General features: G+C 74.8%; 6 protein-coding genes. 5 read left to right on the forward strand and 1 reads right to left on the reverse strand.

Features of this window, described 5'->3' with window-relative positions:
• The 5 genes from ACSNOC_RS26050 to ACSNOC_RS26070 form a co-directional block, all read left to right on the forward strand.
• Positions 1–278 (forward strand): heavy-metal-associated domain-containing protein (locus tag ACSNOC_RS26050; protein WP_436750022.1); only part of this gene is annotated, 278 nt, incomplete at its 5' end.
• Positions 279–330: 52 nt separating this feature from the next.
• Positions 331–1344 (forward strand): hypothetical protein, encoded by a 1014-nt coding sequence (locus ACSNOC_RS26055; RefSeq protein WP_436750023.1) that lies wholly within the window; start codon positions 331–333, stop codon positions 1342–1344.
• Between the two features lie 48 nt (positions 1345–1392).
• The gene (locus ACSNOC_RS26060; RefSeq protein ID WP_436750024.1) at positions 1393–3732 is read left to right on the forward strand and encodes a heavy metal translocating P-type ATPase; all 2340 of its coding nucleotides are present in this window, start codon (positions 1393–1395) and stop codon (positions 3730–3732) included.
• 257 nt (positions 3733–3989) lie between these two features.
• Complete coding sequence (locus ACSNOC_RS26065; protein WP_436750025.1) at positions 3990–4790, forward strand: ABC transporter ATP-binding protein; 801 nt, start codon at positions 3990–3992, stop codon at positions 4788–4790.
• Entirely contained in the window at positions 4787–7378 is a 2592-nt protein-coding gene (locus tag ACSNOC_RS26070) for an ABC transporter permease (RefSeq protein ID WP_436750026.1), read from the forward strand. Before ACSNOC_RS26065 ends, ACSNOC_RS26070 begins: the two co-directional genes overlap by 4 nt.
• Positions 7379–7411: 33 nt before the next feature.
• Here ACSNOC_RS26070 and ACSNOC_RS26075 read toward each other — a convergent pair whose 3' ends face one another.
• On the reverse strand, positions 7412–8293 hold the full coding sequence (locus ACSNOC_RS26075; RefSeq protein WP_436750027.1) for an endonuclease/exonuclease/phosphatase family protein: 882 nt from the start codon (positions 8291–8293) through the stop codon (positions 7412–7414).
• Between the last annotated feature and the right edge of the window lie 9 nt (positions 8294–8302).

Below are 8302 nucleotides of genomic sequence, written 5' to 3' on the forward strand. Positions count from 1 at the left end.
CTTCCGCCCCCGCCCCCGCCACCGTCGCCACCTACACCGTCACCGGCATGACCTGCGGCCACTGCGTCGGCTCCGTGACGGCCGAGATCGGCAAGATCCCCGGCGTCGGCGGCGTGGACGTCGACCTGAAGACCGGCCGGGTCACGGTCAGCAGCGAGGCGCCGCTGGACGACGCGGCCGTGGCCGCCGCCGTCGAGGAGGCCGGGTACGAGGTCGTCCCCACGCCCGGCACCGCCGCCGAGGCGTCGGGCTGCTGCGGAGGCGGCGGCTGCCACTGAGCGGCGCCCCGGACAGACAGCGAGCACGCGGACAGCGGAAGGAGAGCGAACGATGAACGCCACGACCAAGATCGGCGCCTTCGGGGCGGGCCTCGCCCTGACGTTCGGCGTCGCGTTCGGCGTCGCGTTCGGCGTCGGCAGCCTGGTCGGCCCGATCGGTTCCGACCCGGAGCCCGCCGGACACGACGGCCACGGAAACGACCAGGACGACCCGGACGACGGAGACGGCCGGGACGCCGGGAACGGCACGGAGCACGAGGACCACGGGCACGGGGCGGGAAGCGGCGCGGAGCAGCACCAGTCCGCCGCCGCCACCGCCGCCACCCACCGCGGATACACCCTCGCCCCGGACGCCGAGTCGCTGGCGCCCGGCGAGCCGGCCGACTTCCGCTTCCGCGTGCTCGGCCCGGACGGCGCCCCGCTCACCGAGTACGAGCGGGCCCACGGCAAGGACCTGCACCTGATCGTCGTCCGCCACGACCTCGCCGGGTACCAGCACCTGCACCCCACCCTCGGCGACGACGGCACCTGGTCCGTGCCGCTGACGCTGGAGACGGCGGGCGAGTACCGCGTCTTCGCCGACTTCGTGCCGTCCGGCGACCCGGACGGCGCCCTCACCCTCGCCGCGGACGTGTCCGCCACCGGCCCGTACGAGCCCGAGCCGCTGCCGGCGCCCGAGCGCACGGCGACGGTCGACGGCTACACGGTGACCCTGGACGGCGACCTGGCGGCGGGTGCCGAGAGCGAGCTCACCCTGTCCGTCAGCAGGGACGGCCGCCCGGTCACCGACCTGGAGCCGTATCTCGGGGCCTACGGTCACCTGGTCGCGCTGCGCGCCGAGGACCTCGCCTACCTGCATGTCCACCCGGAGGGCGCGCCCGGCGACGGCGAGACCCCGGCCGGGCCCGGCATCACCTTCCACGCCCAGGCCCCGAGCGCGGGCGCGTACCGCCTGTACCTGGACTTCCGGCACGACGGCACGGTCCGCACCGCCGAGTTCACCGTCGAAGCGACCGAGGGCGTCGCCGCGCCCACCGGGGACGGGCACGGCGGGCACGCCCACTGAGCACCGAAGTACCCCTCCCCCGTATCCTTCACATCAAGGAGTAGAGCGATGAGCGTGTCCACCGACCCCACCGACAGGACCGGCGGCGGCGAGCAGATCGAGCTTGTCATCGGCGGGATGACCTGCGCCTCCTGCGCCGCGCGGATCGAGAAGAAGCTGAACCGGATGGCGGGCGTGACCGCCACGGTCAACTACGCCACCGAGAAGGCCAAGGTCACCTTCGCCCCCGGCGTCACCGTCGAGGAGCTGGTCAGCCAGGTGGAGGCCGCCGGTTACACCGCCGAGCCGCCCCGCCCCCAGGCCCCGCCGGACCAGGCGGACCGGGCGGACGGGGCGGCCGACCCGGACGAGGAGCGGCTGCGCGGGCTGCGCGACCGGCTGACGCTCTCCGCCGTGCTGACCGTGCCGGTGATCGCGCTGGCGATGGTCCCGGCCTGGCAGTTCACCAACTGGCAGTGGATATCCCTCGCCCTCGCCTGGCCGGTGGTCGTCTGGGGCGCGTGGCCGTTCCACAAGGCGGCCTGGACGAACCTCAGACACGGCTCCTCGACCATGGACACGCTCGTGTCGATGGGCACGCTGGCCGCGCTCGGCTGGTCGCTCTACGCCCTGCTGTGGGGAACGGCCGGGGTCGCGGGCATGACGCACCCGTTCGAGCTGACGGTGGAACGCACGGACGGCTCGGGCAACATCTATCTCGAAGCGGCGGCCGGCGTCACGACGTTCCTCCTCGCCGGGCGGTACTTCGAGGCGCGGGCGAAGCGCCGGGCGGGCTCGGCGCTGCGGGCGCTGCTCGAACTGGGCGCGCGGGACGTGGCGGTGCTGCGCGCGGACGGGCGCGAGGAGCGCGTTCCGGTCGAACGCCTCGTCGTCGGGGACCGGTTCGTGGTCCGGCCCGGGGAGAAGATCGCCACCGACGGTGTGGTGACCGAGGGTTCCTCCGCCGTGGACGCCTCGATGCTGACCGGCGAGTCCGTGCCCGTCGAGGTCCGCCCCGGGGACACGGTGACCGGCGCGACGATCAACGCGGGCGGCCGGCTGGTGGTGCGTGCCACCCGCGTCGGCGCCGACACCCAACTCGCCCAGATGGCCCGCCTGGTGGAGGAGGCGCAGAACGGCAAGGCGGCCGTGCAGCGCCTGGCCGACCGGGTCTCCGCCGTCTTCGTGCCCATCGTGATCGCCCTCGCCGTCGGGACGTTGGGCTTCTGGCTGGGCAACGGCGCGGGCGCCGGGGCCGCGTTCACGGCGGCGGTCGCGGTGCTGATCATCGCCTGCCCCTGCGCCCTGGGCCTGGCCACGCCCACCGCGCTGCTCGTCGGCACCGGGCGCGGCGCCCAGCTCGGCATCCTCATCAAGGGCCCGGAGGTCCTGGAGTCCACGCGCCGCGTCACCACCGTCGTCCTGGACAAGACCGGGACCGTCACCACCGGCCGTATGACCCTCCAGGCCGTGCGCGCGGCCGAGGGGGAGGACCCGGATCAGGTGCTGCGGCTCGCCGGGATCCTGGAGAACGCCTCCGAGCACCCCATCGCCCGGGCCATCGCCACCGCTGCCGCCACCGCCGCGGAGACGACCGCCGCGGAGACGACCGTCGCCGAGGGGACCGTCAGCGACAGGACCGGCGGCTCGCTGCCGCCGCCGGAGGACTTCACCAACCTCGAAGGGCTCGGCGTGCAGGGCCAGGCCGAGGGCCACGCCATCCTGGTCGGCCGCCCGCGCCTGCTGGCGGACTGGGCGATCGCGCTGCCCGCCGAGCTGGAAACGGCCCTGGCCGACGCGGAGTCCGAGGGCCACACCGCCGTGGCCGTGGCCTGGGACGGCGCGGCGCGCGGCATCCTCACCGTCGCGGACACCGTCAAGCCCACCTCCGCCGAGGCCGTCGCCCGGCTGCGCGGCCTGGGCCTGACCCCGATCCTGCTGACGGGCGACAACCGCACCGTGGCCGGTTCCGTGGCCCGGCAGGTCGGCATCGACGAGGTGATAGCCGAGGTCATGCCGCAGGACAAGGCCGCGACGATCCGCCGCCTCCAGGCGGAGGGCAGGACCGTGGCCATGGTGGGCGACGGCGTGAACGACGCGGCGGCCCTGGCCACCGCCGACCTCGGCCTGGCCATCGGCACCGGCACCGACGTGGCCATCGAGGCGGCCGACCTGACGCTGGTGCGCGGCGACCTCACCGCCGTGGCCGACGCCATCCGCCTGGCCCGCCGCACCCTGACCACCATCAGGAGCAACCTGTTCTGGGCCTTCGCCTACAACGTCGCCGCCCTCCCGCTGGCGGCGAGCGGCCTGCTCAACCCCATGCTGGCCGGCGCCGCCATGGCCCTCAGCTCGGTGTTCGTCGTGAGCAACAGCCTGCGCCTGCGGACGTTCCGCCCGGCTCCGTAGGCCCCCGAACGCCCCGGCGGCGACGACGGCCGGTCATCATCAGGCCGTCGTCGTCGTCCGTCCGGCGACACCGCGCCTACGCCGCCGGGAGTAGCCGGAGACGCGCGGCGGGCGTCCCCGTACGCCGGGGGAGCAGGACAGGTGCCGCTGCCGGTACGACGCCGCGCGGCGCCGGGAACGCGACGCTCGGAGCCGGCGATCCCTTCCCGTCCGGCCGGGATCGACGCCACCCGACCGAGCGAGGAGTCGCGCCTGCCATGAACATCTCTCCGGCACACCCCCACCGGGCCGCCCCGGTGCCCGACACGGCCGCCGCCGCCCGCGTCGCCGACGCCGTGAAGGTCTACGGCACCGGCGGCACGGAGGTCCGCGCGCTCGACGGCGTCAGCGTCGCGTTCCCGGCGGCCCGTTTCACCGCGATCATGGGCCCCTCCGGCTCCGGCAAGTCCACGCTGATGCACTGCGCGGCCGGGCTGGACACGCTGACGTCCGGCCACGCGTTCATCGGTGACCGGGAGCTGACCGGCCTGGACGACCGCAGGCTCACGCTGCTGCGCCGCGACCGCATCGGCTTCGTCTTCCAGGCGTTCAACCTGCTGCCGACCCTGACCGTCGCGGAGAACATCACGCTCCCGTTGGACCTGGCGGGGGCGCGCGGCGACGAGGAGTGGATCGACGCGCTGATCGACGCGCTGATCGACGTGGTCGGGCTGCGGGACCGGCTGCACCACCGGCCCTCCGAACTGTCCGGCGGGCAGCAGCAGCGGGTGGCGGTGGCCCGCGCGTTCGCCGGGAAGCCGGACGTCGTCTTCGCGGACGAGCCGACCGGCAACCTCGACTCGCGGGCGGGCGCGGAGGTGCTGCGGCTGCTGGGGCGGACGGTCCGCGACATGGGCCGGACGGTCGTCATGGTCACCCACGACCCGGTCGCCGCCGCGCACGCCGACGAGGTGGTCTTCCTGGCCGACGGCCGGCTCGTCGACCGCATGGCGGAGCCGACCGCCGACCGCGTCCTGGACCGCATGAAGGCGTTCGACACGCTCGGGCGGCGGTCATGAGCGCCGCGCGAGGCAGCGCCGCGCGGGGCACCGCCGGGGGCGCCCGCGCCGGTCTCCGCCTCGGCCGGGCCTCGCTGCGCGCACACAAGCGCCGCTTCGCGGGCACGTTCATCGCCGTCCTGCTGGGCGTGGCGTTCCTCAGCGGCACGCTGGTGATGGGCGACACGCTGCGCGCCGCGTTCGACACGATGTTCGGCAACGCGACGAGCGGCACCGACGCCGTGATCCGCAACGCCGCCTCGCTCACGGTCGAGGACGACGCGCAGGCGGTCCGGGACCCCGTGGACACGTCCCTGCTGGAGCTGATCGCGGACGTGCCCGGGGTGGCCGCCGCGCAGCCCACCATCACGGGCTTCGGCCGCGTCACCGATCAGGACGGGGAGCCGATCGGCGGTGACGGCCCGCCCACCGAGGCGGGGAACTGGATCGAGGACCCGGAACTGAACCCCTACGCCCTCGTGGCGGGCCGCGCGCCGGGGGCGCCCGGCGAGATCGTGATCAACCGGGGCGCCGCCGAGGACGGCGGCCTGGAGGTGGGCGACCGGACCACGCTGCTCGTTCCCGACCCGGTGCCGGTGACGGTCGTCGGCATCGTGACGTTCGGCGGCGAGGACGGCATGGGGGAGAACACCTTCGCCGGGCTGACCAGGGCCGACGCCGAGCGCTACCTCACCGCCGAGCCGGGGCTCGCGGAGAGCATCCAGGTGCGGGCCGCGCCGGGCACCGGGCAGGAGGAGCTGGTCGCGGCGCTGCGGGCCGTACTGCCGGACGGCGTCGAGGCGTCGACGGGCGACGCGGTCACCGAGGAGAACCTGGACGCGGTCTCCGGGCAGTTCCTCACCGGCTTCACCACGGGCCTGACCGGCTTCGCGGGCGTGGCGCTGCTGGTGGCCACGTTCAGCATCCACAACACGTTCGCGATCGTCGTCGCCCAGCGCACCCGGGAGAACGCGCTGCTGCGCGCGCTGGGCGCCTCGCGGCGGCAGGTGCTCGGGCAGACGCTGGTGGAGGCGGTGGCGGTCGGCGCGGTCGCGTCGCTGGCCGGGCTGGTCGGCGGGATCGGGATCGCGGCCGGGTTGCGCGCCCTGTTCCCGGCGGTCGGATTCCCCTTCCCGGACGGCGACGTGGTGATCTCCGGCATGTCGGTGGCGCTGCCGTTCGCGGTCGGGCTCGTGGTGTGCGTCGGTTCGGCGCTGCTGCCCGCCGTGCGGGCCGGGCGGACGGCGCCGCTGGCCGCGCTGCGCGAGACGGCCGTGGACGCGTCCGGCGCCTCGCGCGCCCGGACGGGCGCGGGGGCCGCGCTGGCGGCGGCCGGCGTCGCGCTGACCGTGTTCGGCGCGTCGTCGGGGCCTTCGGTGACGCTGACGGTGTCGGGCGCGGTGGTCACGTCGGCGGCGTTCGTGGTTCTGGGGCCGGTCGCCGCCACGCAGGCGGTGCGGCTGCTGGGCGGGCCGCTGCGCGGGCTGACCGCGCGCCTGGCGCGGCGGAACGCGCTGCGCAGTCCGAAGCGCACGGCCGCCACCGCGACCGCGCTGATGATCGGCGTGACCGTGGTGTCCCTCTTCACCGTTTTCGGCGCCTCACTGAAGACGTCGATGGACGAGACGGTCGCGCGCGCCTTCGCGGGTGATGTCGCGGTACGGGCACCCGGGTTCGGGCCCGACAGCGCGGCCATCAGCCCCCGGATCGCCCCGGCCGTGGCCGCGTTGCCCGAGGTGGAGACCGCTCTCGGCCTCGGTTCCGGCGTCGCGGAGACCGGCGGGGAAGGTGTGCGGCTGACCGTGACCGACCCGGCCGTGATGGGCTCGGTTCTTGAACTCGGCTTGGTGGAAGGCGAGTTGAACGGCATGGGTGCGACGGATCTGGCGGTCTCGGCGGACGGGGCCGAGGTCCGTGGCTGGGAGCTGGGCAGCGCCGCCGTGTTGACGTTCCCGGACGGGGAGCGGGTGACGTTCACCGTCCGCGCGATCTTCGAACGGGACGACATCGCCGGGGACTTCGTCCTCACGCGCGACGGCTGGGCGCCGCACCGGACGCAGGACACCGACACGCTGGTGGCGGTGACGTTCGCGGACGGGGTGGACCAGGAGCGGGGCGAGGCGGCGGTGGCGGCGGCCGTGGCCGCGTACGGCAACCCGGAGGTGCAGACGCGCGACGAGTTCGCCGCGTCGTCCGCCGCCGGGGTCGACATGATGCTGTCCCTCGTCTACGCGCTGCTCGGACTGGCCGTCCTCATCGCCCTGTTCGGCATCGCCAACACCCTGACCCTGGCCGTGCACGAACGCACCCGCGAGCTGGGCCTGTTGCGGGCCGTCGGGCAGACGCGGCGGCAGTCGCGGGGGATGGTGCGCTGGGAGTCGGTGCTGGTGGCGACGTTCGGCACGGTCGGCGGGATGCTGCTGGGCGGCTTCCTGGGCTGGGCGCTCGTCAGGGCGACCGACTCGGCCGGGACCGGCGCGTTCACCGTTCCGGTGGCACAACTCGCGGTCGTGGCGCTGGCCGGGGTGCTGGCCGGCGCGCTGGCGGGTTGGCGCCCGGCGCGCCGGGCGGCGGGGCTGGACGTGCTGCGCGCCATCGCGGCCGAGTAGGGCGTCGTAGGGCGTCCCCCCGGCCCGCCCGTCTCACACCAGGCGGACGAGTGCCTGGACCGGGGTGTGGTCCGAGGGCCAACGGCCGTCGAGGCGGAAGGTGTTGATGGCCGCCTTCAGCACCTCGACGTGCCGGTTGGCGAGGATCCAGTCGATGCGCGTGCCACCGGGCACTGGGTCACGGTAGTTGGGGAACGTCCCCCACGCCGGGGTGACCTGGTGCCCGGTGAGCCACGTGTCGGCCAGGCCGCCGTCGCCGCTGCCGTCGCCGCCGGTGAGGATGCGGTAGGACTCGGAGGTCTCGGCGGGGGTGTTGAAGTCGCCGGTCAGCACGACGGGCAGGTCCGGGTCGAACCCGGCGATCCGTTCCCGGATCAGGGCGGCGCTGCGCTGCCGCGAGGTCTCGGAGCGGTGGTCGAGGTGGGTGTTGACGTGGACGAACTCCCGGCCGGTGCGCAGGTCCCGGAACCGCACCCACGTCGTCATGCGGATCACGGTGTTGCCCCAGGTCGCCGACCCGATGACGTTCGGGGTGTCCGACAGCCAGAAGTGGTCGAAGTCCAGCGGCTCGACGCGGCGGGTGTCGAAGTACACGGCCATGAACTCGCCCCGCCCGCCGCCCTCGCGGCCCAGCCCGATCCAGTCGTAGTGCCGCGGCAGGTCGGCGGCCACCTGCCGGACCTGGTGGTAGAGCGCCTCCTGCGTCCCCAGCACGGTCGGCCGCTCGATCTCCAGCAGCTCCGCGAGCACCGGCCGCCGGTCGGTCCAGGAGTCGGCCGTGCCGGGCGCGGCGTTGGCGTCGTACCGGATGTTGAACGAGACGACGTGCAGCCGCTCCCCGGTGGCGGCACCGATCACCGGCTCCACGGTCCGCGCGTGCGCGACCCCGGCCCCGGCACCCCCGATGAGCCCCACGACCCCCGC

Origin of the sequence: Streptomyces sp. URMC 129 (assembly GCF_051386415.1) — a bacterium.
Lineage (GTDB): Bacteria > Actinomycetota > Actinomycetes > Streptomycetales > Streptomycetaceae > Streptomyces.

Coding starts and splice junctions, on each gene's coding strand:
- ACSNOC_RS26065 (WP_436750025.1), top strand. CDS start 3,990: ATGAACATCTCTCCGGCACACCCCCACCGGGCCGCCCCGGTGCCCGAC.
- ACSNOC_RS26070 (WP_436750026.1), top strand. CDS start 4,787: ATGAGCGCCGCGCGAGGCAGCGCCGCGCGGGGCACCGCCGGGGGCGCC.
- ACSNOC_RS26060 (WP_436750024.1), top strand. CDS start 1,393: ATGAGCGTGTCCACCGACCCCACCGACAGGACCGGCGGCGGCGAGCAG.
- ACSNOC_RS26055 (WP_436750023.1), top strand. CDS start 331: ATGAACGCCACGACCAAGATCGGCGCCTTCGGGGCGGGCCTCGCCCTG.